Source organism: Streptomyces sp. RFCAC02 (assembly GCF_004193175.1).
Taxonomy (GTDB): Bacteria; Actinomycetota; Actinomycetes; order Streptomycetales; family Streptomycetaceae; genus Streptomyces.
Genome location: NZ_SAUH01000001.1, coordinates 3,274,625 through 3,288,466 on the forward strand (window position 1 = coordinate 3,274,625; position 13,842 = coordinate 3,288,466).

The window sequence follows — 13,842 nt, forward strand, 5'->3', positions numbered from 1 at the left end:
TGCGGTCACTTGACCGTAGGCGGGCCGGAACATCTACCGATCCCAGGTTCGGGCGCCCGTCCCCGGCGTACTCTCCTTCCATGCCGCCTTCGAGCCGACCGCGTGCCATGGTCATCGACGGCGCCTGGCGCGGGCTCGGTGCGGGCGTGGCGGCGCTGAGCGGTCCGGGCGGCGCGCCGTTGACCCGTACGGTCAAGCTGATCGTGCTGCCGCTGATCGTCAGGCCCGCGCTGCACCCCGAACTCGCCGAGGACTTCCTCGGACCGGAACAGGCCGCGCGCCTCGACGCGCTGATACGGGAGTCCGGCGGCCGGCTCGAAGCGACGGCGCGGTGGTTCGTCCTGCTCAAGAAGGTCCGCCGGGCGCTCGGCATCGTGGCGGGCAACCCCCAGGACCTCTACTTCCAGCGCTGCTTCGAACTGGCCACCGAGCACGGCGCGCCGGCGGACGGTGCCGAGGCGGTGGCGAAGGCGGTCGTCGAGGAGGTCGTGGACGCGGCCGGCGGACGCACGGTGGCGGCGTTGAAGGAGCACCTGGCCGACGTCGGCCGGCGTGCCCGGATCGAGGCGGAACTGGCCGCCGCGTGGGACAGTCGGGGGAGCGCGCCGCCCGCCGACGCGGCTGCCGCCGCCTCGGCGGCGGACGAAGTCCTGGAAGCCCGCGGCGGGTCGGACTCCCCGGCGTACGCGGCCATGGTGCGGGAAGCGCTCGGGAGCCGGTTCGGCCGGGCGCTGTGGACGGACCCGGGCGACGTCTGGGGCGGCGGGCTGCCGGCCCATCTGGGGCTGACCGCCCGGCCGGTGCCGCCGCGCCCCGGGGTCGGCCGGGGCGCCTCGACGGCCACCCTTCCGGCGCCGCTCGACCGCACGCTCTTCGAACGGCTCTTCAGCGTGCTGCAGTCGTCGGCCCGGCGCGACGAACTTCCGTCGGTCCCGAACCTCGTCGCGCGGGAGACCGGCCGCAGTTGCGCCCCGCTCGGCCTGCACGACGAGAGTCTGCGGGTCGCCGTGGTCGTCGGCGCCCGGCTCGCGGCCGGCCTCGATCCCCTCGGCGGCGGGGAGCCCGAGCGGGGACGGACGGCGGCGCACCGGGCCGTCAACGCCCGGTGGCGCCGGGAGGCTTCGGCGCTCCGCGCCCGCCGGATGACCGTCTCGCCGCGCCCCGACCCGGACGGCGGGGTCCTGGACGCCCTCGCCCGGGACCTCCGCGCCCCCTGGGCCGCCTACATGCGGCGGCTGTGGGTACGGCTGCACGGGTGGGACGTCCGCGGCGAACCGCTCCCCGACAGCGCGTCGGCCTGGGCGGTGCTCGACGGCGTCGCGCGCTCCGTGATGATGGACCACCGCGCGCGCGTCCGGGCGGCGCTGCGCGCGCTGGCGGAGCCCGCGGCGGAAGCGGTGGAGCGGAGGAGCGCGTGATGGCGGACGGCGGCGATCTCCTCGTCGCCCGGGGCGAGGACGGCGCGATCCGCGTCTCGGACGGCGGTGCGGCGCTCGCCGCCTGCCCCGATGCCGCCGTGGCCGTGCTCGACGTCGCCGGCGGCGTGCTGAGCCGGCCGGTCGTCGGGGACCCGGCCCCGCCGGTGGCCGACGTGTACGACGAGCGGCGGGCGCAGCAGTGGCTGTGGGCGGTGTACGGCGAGCGTGTCGCCGCCGCCGTGCACGCCTGCGCGGCGGGGGAACGGACGGGCGTACGCGTGCCGGCGGACACGACCGCGCTCACGGGCGCCGCCGCCCGGCTCGCCCTCGCGCACTGGGCGGGCCGGTGGTGGCCCGCGTCGCACCTGGACGGGACACCGGCGCTCGACCCGGACCTGCTCGGCCTCGAACTGGCGGCGCTCACTCACCGGTGCCAGCAGGTGTTCGACGACCTCGGCGATCAGCCCGACGACCGCGCGGCCGAGCTGATCGATGAGCACCGGGCCGGGCTCGACCCGCTGATCCGGTGGTGGCGCGGCGCGCCCCGGCCGTCGGACGTGGCGGACCGCCTGGGAGGCGTGCTGAGGCTGATCGACGGCGCGGCGGACTGTGCCGGTCTCGACGGGCCGGAGCTGCGGCGGCTCAGGACGTCCCTGGACGCGGACCGTACGGCCGTGGCGCCGGCCGACCCCGGCGCGCTGTTCGCGAGGGGCGGTGGCTACGCCCTCGCGGCGGGCGGCCGGACCGGTCCTGGCGCCCGGGTGATCGCCCGGGGCACGGGCGTCAACGACTGGCGGCGCTATCCGCCCGGCCTCGTCGACGCCTCCGAGGACGCGGTGTCCTGGACCGCAGCCGCGCTCGGGGCGCGGCGGGTGATCGACGTCGAGGCCGTCGCGTACGACGCGGGGCGCGCCGCCCGCGTGCCGCTCGTCGCGGAGGTCCGCGTGAACGGCCGCCCGTACCGTGTGCCGCTCGCCGGACGGGACGACGTGTGGGCGGGCCGGGCGGACCTCGACCTGCCGGAGACGGTCGCGCCGCCGCGTATCGAGGTGGGCGTGCTGCTGCCCGGGTTCGACCCGGAGCCCGGGACCGACGGCCGGGCCGGCCGTGACGCGGTGCGCGCCCTGGCCCGGCGGCGGCTGGCCGACGCGGCGTACGGCGCGCGGGGTTCCTTCCTCGCCGAGATCGCCGCCGCCCCGGACGAGGACTACTGACGATGACGGAAGAGCAGCGGCTGTACGGGGAGCCGTTCGACGGCGGGTTCGCCCTGGCCGAGCGGCACCAGTCGGCCGCCGATCCGCTGGCCGCGTGCGCCGTCTACGACGAACTGCTCGGCCTGGCGGGGACCATGGAGGAGTCGCCCGACGTGCGGTTCCTGCGGGCGCACCTGCTGTCCGACCTCGCGAGCGTCCGGCTCACCGTCACGGACCTGCCCGCGGCCGAGGACGCCGTCGAACGCTCCCTCGGCCTGCTCGACGGCGTCGCCCCGGTGCCCATGGGGCCGCGCGGCCGCCAACTGTGGCTGGAGGTCCTGTTGAAGACGCTGTTCGCCAGGGCCGACGTGATGCGCGCGACCGGGCGCCTCGACGAAGCGCTGGCCAGTCTCGACGAGGCGGCCGGCAGGCTCGCGGAGTTCCACGACCCCGAGGGCCTGCGCACCGCCGAACTCGGCCTGAACCGGGTCAATCTGCTGATCGAGAAGGGCGAGTGGGGAGCGGCCGAGGAACAGGCGTCGGCCCTGCTGGCCGCCACGCCGGCGACCGCGGGAGGCGTCGTCGCGCGGCTGCTGACCGTCCTCGGCCTGATCTGCGCGTCGACCGGGCGGTTCGACCTCGCCGAGGACTTCATCGTCCGCGCGGAGGACGGCTTTCTGGCGGTGGGGGACACCGGTGAGCGGCGGGCGATGGCCGCGCACCGCGCGTACTGCGCGATGCGCAGGGGGGACCTCGACGTCGCGGAGCGGCTGTTCGCCGAGGCGTCCGCGTTCTTCGAGGAACAGCGGCGCTCCGGCGACCTGGCCGTCTGCGAACAGGCCCGCGGCTTCCTCGCCGGCCTGCGCGGTGACGCCGCCGGCGCGGACGGCCTGCTGGGGGCGAGCCTCGCCCGGTTCGAGCGGCTCGGCGCGCAGATCGCCGCGGCCGACACCATGCTGATGGCCGCCCAGCACGCCTACGAGCGGGGCGACGTCGCCGGGACCCAGCGGCTGGCCCAGGAGGCCCGCGACGTGTACGAGGCGCGCGGGATGTCCGAACGGTGCGCACAGGCCGATCTGATGATCGCGAGGATCATCGAGGACAGCCTCGACCGCGTGGACCACGGCGACCGTACGGCGGAGTCGGTCAGCACCGCGCTCGCCCTCGCGCTGCCCGCCGCGCTCGCCGTCGAAGCGGCGCGGTACGACTTCGCCACCGCCCACGCGCGCAGTCAGTGGCTGCACTTCGCGGACGACGCGATGCGGCTCGTGTTCCGCCTCGCCGTGCGCCGGCAGGACCAGGGACTCCTCTTCGAACTGGTGGAGCACCGGTCCGCCGGCGCGACACCGGCGCTCGGTCCCGCACCGGCGGCGGGCCCGCCCGTCTTCCCGGACGCGGCAAGGAAGACGTACCCCGCGACCGAGCGGGACGGAGCACCGGTGACGCTCGGGGGCGCGGCCGCGGGGGCCGCCGCGGCCGCCGGCCTGCGGGTCGCGCCGCCGCCGAAGGTCCGGATGGCGCCGGACTCCGGCCGCGTCGCGCTGCAGGAGTACATCGCGGCGGCCGAGGCCCGCTACCGCCGGCGGATCGTGGGCGACGCCGAGGTGCCGTTCTGGGCGACCGGCGATCTGACGGACCGACCGGTGGTCCAGGTCCGGCTGGCCGACGCGGGCGACCTGTTCATGACCTGGACGTGGGCCGGCGGGGCGCGCGGGTTCGGCACCGGCCGGGGGCCTGACGGCGAAGTGGACCGGGCCGTCCGCGCGCTGGCCGCCGCGCTGCCGGGCGAGGGTGTGGGGGAGGAGGGCATGCGGCGGGCGTTCACGTCGGGGGCGATGGCGGACCACAAGGCCGAACGCCGGCTCGCCCGGCTGCTGGCCGAGGCGCTGTGGCCGCGGGAGCTGACGGCGCAGATACGTCAGGTCGCGGCGCGCGCCGGGCGCCCGCTGGTGCGGATCCAGCCGTCGCCGAGAGTCGCCCAGGTGCCGTGGGAACTGCTGGCCGTCGGCGGTGACGACGGCGCAGGCGACGGCGACGACGACGTACGGCTCATCGATCTGGCCGATGTCGTGACCACCGCGCCGGTCTCCGTGCCGCCGGGGCGGCGGGAGACCGCCGCGCGTACGGACACCGGGGCGGTCGTCCTCGTGCTCGACCCCCGGATCCCCGGGTTCCGGGCGGACTCACCGCTCGGCTCGGTCCTCGGGCCGCCCGGCGCCGACCCGGACCTGCTGACGTGGGTCGGCGGCCGTCTCGACGCGGGCGCCGTCGTGCCGCCCGTCACCGCCCCCGCCGACGCGTTCCGCCGCACCGACCTCGACCGGGACTGGCTGGGCGGCGTGCTCAGGAAACGGCCGCGCCGGCTGATGTACGTGGGGCATGTGAGCGGAGCGCCCGTCGAGGGCGGGCAGAGCGAGGACGGCGCGCTCCACCTGTGCTGCGGTCCGGGGACGGACGGCCTGGCCGGGACGGTGCGTACGCATCGGCCGCTGGCGGCCAAGGACCTGCTGCTCGGGACGCTCCCCCTGCGCGCCGACGGGGAGCCGGGTGCCCGGATCTGGCCCGCGCCGCCGCTCGTCGCCCTGATCGGCTGCGAGAGCGGTGGCGATCTGCGGTTCGCCGAGTCGTTCGGCCTGGCGACGGCGATGCTCCACAACGGTGCCGAACTGGTCACCGCGGCCCGCTGGGTGCTGCCGACCAGTTTCGCGTACCACCGGCTGGCCGGACTGCCGGCGTCCGTACGCCCGTTGACGGAGGCGGTCGTCGCCGTCGATGCCGCGCACGAGCACCGCGACCCCGTCCGGCGGCTCGGCCGGTGGCAGCGCGAACAGCTCGACCGCTGGCGCGCGGACGGCCGGATCGAGCACTCGCCCCTGCTCTGGGCGGCCCTGACCTGCATCGTCACGTGAACGGGGGGCCACCGCGCCGGGAGCCCGGGGCAACGGGCTGCGGGCGGGCGGGATCCGCATCAGGCAGCGCGTGGTCCCGTGTCGTAGCTGTCCACGTAGAGGGCGAACGCGGCCGCGTCGCGGGCGGCGTCCGCGGTGACGCCGGGGTAGTAGTCACTGATTTTCTCGGGTGGGACGCCGCCCTCGATCAGTTCGGCGACGGCATCGAACGGGACCCGTGTGCCGACGATGACCGGCTGCCCGCCCTGCGTCCCGGGGTCGACGCTGACGTGCGGACTGGGCATCAGGAGGTGCGGGACGACGACGCCCGCACGGGGGGCGAACGGCTGAAGGATGTCCGCCATCGTGGCGACCACTCGCTGACCGGGGCGCCTCACCAGGTCGGTGGCGTGGTCGTCCCGGCCCACCAGCACGATCGAGTCGCCGTCGGCCACCAGGGAGTAGCTGGACAGATGCTCGACCTCTCCTGACTTCTTCAGGTGGGCGAGCGCCTTGCGGATCATCTGGAGCGACACGTTCTGGCGAAGGCGTGCGAACGCCCGCAGCGCCAGCACGTCGCGGAAGGAGTACAGGACGGGCCTCGCGGAGAGTTCCGGGCACAGGATCGGCCCATGGCCACGGTCCCGGCGCCACGTGCGGAGCTGCCCGACTGTCGCCCCTGAGAGGGCCGCGGCCATACGGGTCGAGTACGCCATCCGTCCCCTCCGTTCCTTGGATGCTTTGCCCACGTGGTTCTCCACGTCATCATCCCAGTCCTTCGCGCGAGCACGTCGGGGATGCGGGAGGAGAGTGCAGGGGGAACATCAGTCGGGGGGCCGGCGCAGGGCTGGTTTCGGTGTGAGAGGTCCCTGCCGCCCGCCCGGTGGTGGCCGGGCGGGCGGCAGGGGTGGGGTTCGTCACGCCGTGGACAGTGCCGCGGTCGGTGGCATGCGGGCTGCCCGGGCCGCCGGGTAGGCGCCGGCCAGTGCGCCGACGAACACCGTCGCTCCCGCCGCGCCCAGCAGCACCCACAGGGGGAGTGCGAAGGGCCAGTCGCGGCTCGTCGCGAAGGCCATCGTCACGCCGCCGCCGATGACCGCGCCGCCGATTCCGCCGAGGCCCGCCAGCAGCACCGACTCGCCGAGGAACTGGCGGCGGATGTGCGCGCGGGTGGCGCCCAGGGCGCGGCGCAGACCGATCTCGGAGCGGCGTTCGAGCACCGCGATGACCATCGTGTTGGCCACGCCGATGCCGCCGACCAGCAGGGACACCCCGCCGAGCGCGAGCAGCAGCGTGGTGAGGGTCTCGTCGGCCGCCTCCTGGGCCGCCAGCGCGTCCGAGGGGCGCGAGACGAGGACCTCGGAGGGCACCTCCGGGTTGACCGTGGCCGGCAGCAGCTCGGAGACCTCCTCGACGGCGGACTCGTCGGACCGCTCGTACAGGACGGACGGCGGGACGGAGTCGCCCGCCAGGTCCTCGGCGGCCTGCCAGCCGATCAGCGCGGCGGAGTCCAGCTCGGGCGCGAGCGCCACCGGGTCGAGGATGCCGACGACCGTGAACCACTCGCCGCCGAGCCAGACGCTCACGCTGCCGTCGGCCCGCTCCGGCGAGATGCCGAGCAGGTCGGCCGCGTCCGCGCCCAGCACCACGGCCGGGTACGAGCCCACCGCGTCGTCGAGCCAGCGGCCGGCCGCGACCGTACCGCCGACCGTGTCGAGCAGGTCGGTGCGGGCGGCGCTGACCGCGAGGGAGTTGGTCTCGGCCTCGTCGATGCCGTCGTTGCGGTAGACGGCGGTGTCCGCGAGGGTCCCGACGGCGGACACCGACGTCACCTGGTCGAGGCGGTCCACCATGTCGACGCTCTCGCCCGGGAGTTCCGCGTTGCCGCCGGTCATGGACGAGCCGGGGGTGACGGTCAGCAGGTTGGTGCCGAGCGCCCGGAGCCGCTCGTCCACCTCGGCCCGGCTGCTGGCCGAGATGCCGACGACGGCGACCATGGCGGCGATGCCCACCGCGATCCCGAGCGCGGACAGCACGACCCGCAGCGGACGGGTCCGCAGACCTGAGGCGGCGACCCGCACCGTGTCGCGGGGCCGCAGCCGCGAGGGGTCGGGCAGCGCGGCGCTCATGACGGCACCGCCTCGACGGGGCGCGCGCCCCCGGTGCGTTCGTCGGACTCGATCCGCCCGTCCCTGATGTGGATCTGCCGGGGCAACTGGGCCGCGACGCCGTGGTCGTGGGTGATGACCACGATGGTGGTGCCCGCGCGGTGCAGCTCGTGCAGCAGCTCCAGGACGGCCATGCCCGAGGCCGAGTCCAGCGCGCCGGTCGGCTCGTCCGCCAGCAGCAGCGACGGTTTGCCGACCAGTGCCCTGGCCACCGCGACGCGCTGCCGCTGGCCGCCGGACAGTTCGTGCGGCCGGTGGTGCGTCCGCTCGGCGAGGCCGACGCGCGCCAGGCTCTCGCCCGCCAGGCGGCGGCGGAGCGCCTTCGACGCGCCGGTGTACAGCAGGCCGTCGGCCACGTTGTCCACCGCCGTCAGGCCCGGCGTGAGGAAGAACTGCTGGAAGACGAACCCGATGCGGCGTGCCCGCAGCGCGGAGAGCTGCCGGTCGGACAGCTCGCCGACGTCGTGGCCGTCGATCCTGACGGTCCCGGAGTCCGCCCGGTCGAGCGTGCCCAGCACGTTCAGCATGGTGGACTTGCCCGATCCCGAGGGGCCGACGATGCCGACCATCTCGCCGGAGTCGATGCGCAGGTCCACGCCGTCCAGCGCGCGCACCGGCGGGTGGCCGGGGTAGACGCGCCGGACGTCGCGGATGTCGACGACGGGCCGCCCGTGGCCGGCTTCGGCGGCCGGGGTCTCGTGCGGGTCGCTCACCGGCCCGCCATCCCCACGACCGTGCCCTCGGCGACGCCGCCGCCGGAGACCTCGACCTTGCCGTCGGCGAACAGCCCGGTCTCGACCTCGACCACCTCGGACGTGCCGTCGGCCGCGACCACTTCGAGGCCGTAGCCGCCGTCCGACAGGGCGAGCAGCGCGCCGACCGGGACGGCCAGCACGTCCGTGCGCTCGTCCGTCCGGACGATGACGTCAAGGGGCATGCCGAGCAGCGCCTCGTCGACGGCCTCGGACAGCTCGACCTCCGTCTCGGCGACGGTCTCGCCGCCGCTTCCGTCCGGCCCGGCCGCGGACGTCACGATGTCGGACGCGGTCACGGTGCCGGGGACGGTCGTGCCGTCCGGCAGTTCGACGGCGACCTCGGTGTCGACCGCGAGGAGTTCACGGTCCGCCAGGGCGACGTCGAGGGAGACGGTCTGCCCGGAGCCCGTCACGTCCAGCACGGACGCCCCCGGGGTGAGGCGGTCGCCGACGTCCGCGTGGAGGGAGTCGACACGGGTGTCGGACGGCAGGAAGACGACCGACGACGCGGACACGAAGCCCGTTTCCTCGGCGCCGATGTCCTCCTGCCAGGCGCGGACGGCGTCCTCCGTCGTCGTGGTGAACTCGTCGTCCACGGTGAAGCCGTCGTAGCCGAGGCGGGACAGGTTGTCCTCCAACTGCTCGACGTCCGTGCCGATGTCGCCGACCCGCAGGTCCCGGAACATGGGCAGCGCGCCCAGCAGCGCGGTGACCGGCTGCTCGTCGACGCGGAACAGCTCGGTCCCGCGCTCCACCGCGGTGTCGGCGCCGGCGATCCCGGTCAGGGTGCCCGCCGCCGCAGCGGCCACGGTGTGGGGCGCGCCGTGGCCGAGGACGCCGTCGAAGCTCTCGGTGGCGGCCAGGGTCTCGCGGGTCACCTCGGCGGTGGCGGCGGGTCCCGCGGTGTCGTTCGGCGCGGCGCCCGCGTCGTCACCGGAGAGCCAGTAGCCGGCGCCCGTGCCGGCCGCGGTCAGCACCAGGACGCCGAGGGCCAGTCCGGCCGTACGGAGGCGGCGGCGCCGTACGGGCTGCGCGTCGTCGGTGGTGTCGGTTTCGGAGGCGCCCTCGGGCAGGCTCCGGGCGTCCGCCGGGGACGTGGTGCTCACTGGCCGCTCCCGGGGCCGCCGCCGAACAGCATGGGCGCGCCGGCCGCCAGCGGCTGGCACTCCGCCATCGCCGTCTGGAACTCCGTCCCCTGCGGGTCGGCGCCCTCCGGTATGCCGAGGCGACCGGTGGAGTCGGGGTCGGGCATGTCGATGCCGTTCTCCCGCATGCACTCCGTGAACGCCTGCAGCGAGGCGATCTGCTCCTCGGTCAGGGTCCGGCCGCCGCCGCCACCGGGGCCGCCGTTCGGCAGGGTGTCCTGGCACGCCTGGACGGCGGCCTGCACCTCGGGATCCCCCCGGCTGCCCTCCGGGAGCTGGATCATCATCTCCCCCGGATCGGGGTCGGGCATATCGACGCCGTTGTCCCGCATGCAGGCGTACCAGTCGAGGATCGCCTGTTGCTGAGTGTTCCCCTCGCCGGCGGCGGCGGCGGAGTCGTCGCCCCCGTCGTCGTCGCCGCCCCCGCAGGCGGTCAGCCCCAGTGCCAGCACGAGTGCCGGCAGGGCCAGTCGCAGGTGTCGCACGGTCGTTCTCCCTGAGCCGTGGATGGATCAACTGACGCCGTGGACGATGCCGATGGTCTGTCAGGAACCTGTTAGATCCCGGTCAGAGGCCCATTTCTTAGGCGGTTCTTATGCGGACGGGCCGAGACTTCTGCCATGCCCGCACGCATCCTCATCGCCGAGGACGACCGCAAGAACGCGGATCTCGTCCGCCGTTTCCTGGAGCGCGAGGGACACGTGACCGCCGTCGTGCACGACGGCCGCGCCGCCATCGAGGAGGCCGAACGCTGCCGTCCCGACCTGCTCGTGCTCGACCTCATGCTGCCGCGCGTCGACGGTCTCGACGTGTGCCGCGTGCTGCGGTCGGGGCCGTCCGGCGGGACCGAGATCCCGATCATCATGCTCACCGCCCGCGCCAGTGAGGACGACCTGCTGGTGGGGCTGGCCGTGGGCGCCGACGACTACCTGACCAAGCCGTACAGCCCGCGGGAGCTCGTCGCCCGCGTGCGTACGGTGCTGCGCCGCGCGAGCCGCCCGGCCGCCGCGCCCGAGGTGTACCGGGCCGGTGACCTCGTCATCGACACGGCGCGCCACGAGGTGCGGGTGGCGGGCACCGCGATCGTGACCACGCCGGGCGAGTTCAACATCCTGGCGTGCATGGCGGCCTCGCCGGGCCGTGCGTTCACCCGGCAACTGCTGCTTGAGCACGTCTCCGGCTTCGGCCGGGACCCGACCGGCCGCACCATCGACGTCCACGTGATGAACCTGCGGCGCAAGATCGAACCGGTCCCGACCCGGCCCCGCTACCTGCTGACGGTCTACGGCGTCGGCTACAAACTGGCCGACGAGGGGCGGGCGGATGCGTCGTAGCCTGCGCCTGCGGCTGCTCGGCGTGTCGCTCGCCGTGGCCTGCCTGTCGGTCGTCGCCACCGCGCTGCTCGCCACCTACGGCACGGGCGCCCGGCTGCGCGAGGAGATCGAGAGCAGCGCCTCGCTGCTGGAGACCGACAGCATCATCCACGACGCCCTGCTCGACTACGCCGAGGAGCACCGCGACTGGGACGGCGTCGAGGCGCTCGTCGCCGACCTCGGGCTGCGCACCGGACGGCGGATCGAGCTGACCGCGTCCGACGGCACGACCATCGCCGACTCCGCCGAACTCCTCGGACAGAGCGGCTCCGGGCGGCCGTCCACGCCCTCGGCCCGCATCGACGCCGCCGACCCGCCCGACCTGCTCACCGGCGCCGGGGACACCGGCGGCACCCGGGTGCCGGCCGGGGCGGGATCGGGACAGGTGATGATCGCCTACAACGGCTGGCGGCTGACCGACACGGAACGGCAGGACCGGCAGGCGCTGGCCGACCGGGCGGTCTCCTGCCTGGCGGACCTCGGGCTCGACGCCGTCGTCGTCGACACCGCGACGGCCGGGGTCTGGCCGCACGGTGCCCGCAGCCAGCGGTTCTCGGCCCCCGGTGACGTCGAATCGTCCGAGTCGGCGGCCGACGCGTGCCTGCCGGACGGTCTGTACGAGCCGGGCGTCGTCGCGGAGGAGGTGAACGCGCGGGCCATGGAGCTGGCCACCGCGTGCCTCGACGAGCGGGGCCTCGCCTACGAGGTCGGCACGTCCGACTCCGGTCTGCGCCTGGTCCGGCCGGCGGACGGCGCCGACCGCTCCGCCGCCTTCATGGTGTGCGAGGACGCCGCGCTGACGGAGGCGACCCGGCCGTACGTCGCGCCGCCGGCGGAGCTGTACCTCGGCACCAGCGACCGGTTCGCGCCGTTCTCGGCCGAGGGCTGGTGGCGCACGGCCGTCACCGCCGCCGGCGTCCTGCTGGCCGCGACCCTCGTCACCGTGCTCGCCGTACGGCGCGTGGTGCGGCCGATCCTCGCGCTGACCGGCGCGGCGCAGCGGATGGGGGCCGGCGACCGCTCGGCCCGCGTGCCGGTGCGCGGCAACGACGAGGTGACCCGGCTGGCCGACGCGTTCAACGCCATGGCCGCGTCGATCGAGACCGGCGACCGGCAGCGCAAGGCCCTGGTCAGCGACATCGCGCACGAGCTGCGCACCCCGCTGACCAACGTCCGCAGCCTCCTGGAGGCCGTCGAGGACGGCGTGCTGCCGCTGGACGGCGAGCTGATCGCGTCCCTGATGGAGGAGTCCGTCCTGCTGGAACGGCTCGTCGGCGACCTGCAGGACCTCGCCCTGGCCGACGCGGGGATGCTGCGCGTGCACCCCGAGGAACGCGACGCGGCCGACCTGGCCGGGCAGGCGGCGGCCGCGCACCGGGCGCGCGCCGAGGCGTCCGGCGTACGGATCCGGGTGACCGCGCCCGACGAGCCGGTGACGGTGTACGCCGACCCGGCCCGGCTCCGGCAGGCGCTCGGGAACCTCGTGGCCAACGCCGTCACCCACACCGCCGACGGCGGACTCGTGGAGGTCGCGCTGCGCCCCGACGGCGACGAGGTGGTCCTCACCGTGACCGACACCGGGTGCGGCATCGCGCCGGAGCACCTGCCGCACGTCTTCGACCGCTTCTACCGGGCGGACCCGTCCCGCAGCCGCGCCACCGGTGGCAGCGGCCTCGGTCTCGCCATCACCAGGCACCTGGTGGAGGCGCACGGCGGCCGGGTCGCGGCGAGCAGCACGCCGGGGCGCGGGTCGGAGTTCACGATCCGCCTGCCGGGTGCCGCGCCGCCGGTCACCGCGGTGCCGTGAGGCCGTGGCGGCGTGCGCCGAGGACGCGCGCGGACACCTCGGCCTCGTTCGCGGCGCCGAAGACGTCCGTCCCGGCACGCGCCACCGCGGCGTCGGTGTCCGCCTCGACCAGGTCGGCGTTGACCGACATCGCCGCGCGCACGCCGGCCGCCTGGGCCACGGGGAGGGTGGCGCGCGGGTCCGTGACGTTGCCCGCCGCCCACACCCCGGGGGCGGCGGTCCGGCCGTCGGCGTCCGCCGGCACCGAGGTGCCCATGGGGTGTTCGGCCGGGGTCACGCCGAGGCCGGTGAGGAGGTCGCCGCGTGCCACGGACCGCGGCGCGACCGCCAGGGCCGTCACCGGGACGCGGTGGCCCGATGCCAGCCGGACGGCCGTCAGCCGGTCGTCCGTCACATCGAGGCCCGTGACCTTGCCGTCCACGACCTGGACGCCGCGCGCCGCCAGGCGTTCCCACTGCTCCGGCGCCGGATCGTCCCCGGTGTGCAGGAACAGGGTCACCCGCGGCGACCACTGCCGGAACAGCAGCGCCTGGTGCACGGACCGCGGCGTGCCGCCGAGGACGCCGATCGCCGTGTCGCGCACCTCCCAGCCGTGGCAGTACGGGCAGTGCAGCACGTCGCGCCCCCACCGTTCCCGCAGCCCCGGCACGTCCGGCAGCTCGTCGGTCAGGCCCGTCGTCACCAGCAGGCGCCGGGCGCGGAGGACGCGGCCGGCGTCGGTCGTGACGGCGAACCCGCCGTCGGCGCGGCGTGCCGACACGGCGCGGCCGTCCACGACGCGCCCGCCGTAGCCGGTGACCTCGTCGCGGCCGGCGCGCAGCAGTTCCAGCGGCGGGACGCCGTCGCGCGACAGCAGTCCGTGCGCCGCGTCGGCGGGCGCGTTGCGCGGCTCGCCGGAGTCGAGCACGGTGACGGAGCGCCGGGCGCGCACGAGGGTCAGCGCCGCCGACAGCCCGGCCGGGCCGCCGCCGATCACCAGGACGTCCGATGGGGCGGAACTCTTCGTGTCAGTCATGCAGCCACCGTGCGGTACGAGGTGCGGGAATGGCGAATGGGATTGCCGATACGGCAAACGACGGCCGGGGAGCGGCGGCC

General features: G+C 75.6%; 11 protein-coding genes. 5 read left to right on the forward strand and 6 right to left on the reverse strand.

Features of this window, described 5'->3' with window-relative positions:
* Window positions 1-80 precede the first annotated feature (80 nt).
* The 3 genes from EMA09_RS15335 to EMA09_RS28635 are packed head-to-tail and all read left to right on the forward strand — an operon-like array spanning window position 81 to window position 5,520.
* Entirely contained in the window at window positions 81-1,418 is a 1,338-nt protein-coding gene (locus EMA09_RS15335; protein ID WP_240796410.1) for a hypothetical protein, read from the forward strand.
* Window positions 1,418-2,632, forward strand: coding sequence for a hypothetical protein (locus EMA09_RS15340; protein WP_129841593.1), 1,215 nt, complete (start codon window positions 1,418-1,420; stop codon window positions 2,630-2,632). The genes EMA09_RS15335 and EMA09_RS15340 overlap by 1 nt, the downstream gene beginning before the upstream one ends.
* Before the next feature lie 2 nt (window positions 2,633-2,634).
* Complete coding sequence (locus EMA09_RS28635) at window positions 2,635-5,520, forward strand: hypothetical protein (RefSeq protein WP_129841594.1); 2,886 nt, start codon at window positions 2,635-2,637, stop codon at window positions 5,518-5,520.
* Window positions 5,521-5,579: 59 nt separating this feature from the next.
* On the opposite strand, the gene EMA09_RS15350 is transcribed toward EMA09_RS28635, so the two are convergent.
* The 5 genes from EMA09_RS15350 to EMA09_RS15370 form a co-directional block, all read right to left on the reverse strand.
* Window positions 5,580-6,215, reverse strand: a complete 636-nt coding sequence (locus tag EMA09_RS15350) for a DUF433 domain-containing protein (RefSeq protein WP_168220733.1) — start codon at window positions 6,213-6,215, stop codon at window positions 5,580-5,582.
* Window positions 6,216-6,416: 201 nt separating this feature from the next.
* On the reverse strand, window positions 6,417-7,628 hold the full coding sequence (locus EMA09_RS15355; protein ID WP_129841595.1) for an ABC transporter permease: 1,212 nt from the start codon (window positions 7,626-7,628) through the stop codon (window positions 6,417-6,419).
* Window positions 7,625-8,380 (reverse strand): ABC transporter ATP-binding protein, encoded by a 756-nt coding sequence (locus EMA09_RS15360; protein ID WP_129841596.1) that lies wholly within the window; start codon window positions 8,378-8,380, stop codon window positions 7,625-7,627. The genes EMA09_RS15355 and EMA09_RS15360 overlap by 4 nt, the downstream gene beginning before the upstream one ends.
* Window positions 8,377-9,528: a peptidoglycan-binding protein gene (locus EMA09_RS15365; protein WP_240796411.1), complete on the reverse strand. Its 1,152-nt coding sequence runs from the start codon at window positions 9,526-9,528 to the stop codon at window positions 8,377-8,379. The genes EMA09_RS15360 and EMA09_RS15365 overlap by 4 nt, the downstream gene beginning before the upstream one ends.
* The gene (locus EMA09_RS15370; protein ID WP_129841597.1) at window positions 9,525-10,052 is read right to left on the reverse strand and encodes a hypothetical protein; all 528 of its coding nucleotides are present in this window, start codon (window positions 10,050-10,052) and stop codon (window positions 9,525-9,527) included. The genes EMA09_RS15365 and EMA09_RS15370 overlap by 4 nt, the downstream gene beginning before the upstream one ends.
* 135 nt (window positions 10,053-10,187) lie before the next feature.
* Between EMA09_RS15370 and EMA09_RS15375 the strand changes: the two genes are divergently transcribed.
* Together EMA09_RS15375 and EMA09_RS15380 are read left to right on the forward strand one after the other, a co-directional pair.
* The gene (locus EMA09_RS15375; protein WP_129841598.1) at window positions 10,188-10,901 is read left to right on the forward strand and encodes a response regulator transcription factor; all 714 of its coding nucleotides are present in this window, start codon (window positions 10,188-10,190) and stop codon (window positions 10,899-10,901) included.
* Entirely contained in the window at window positions 10,891-12,747 is a 1,857-nt protein-coding gene (locus tag EMA09_RS15380; RefSeq protein WP_129841599.1) for a HAMP domain-containing sensor histidine kinase, read from the forward strand. The genes EMA09_RS15375 and EMA09_RS15380 overlap by 11 nt, the downstream gene beginning before the upstream one ends.
* Here EMA09_RS15380 and EMA09_RS15385 read toward each other — a convergent pair.
* Window positions 12,731-13,762 carry an NAD(P)/FAD-dependent oxidoreductase gene (locus EMA09_RS15385; RefSeq protein ID WP_129841600.1) on the reverse strand — a complete coding sequence of 344 codons (1,032 nt, stop codon included), beginning with the start codon at window positions 13,760-13,762 and terminating at the stop codon, window positions 12,731-12,733. The genes EMA09_RS15380 and EMA09_RS15385 overlap by 17 nt on opposite strands.
* Between the last annotated feature and the right edge of the window lie 80 nt (window positions 13,763-13,842).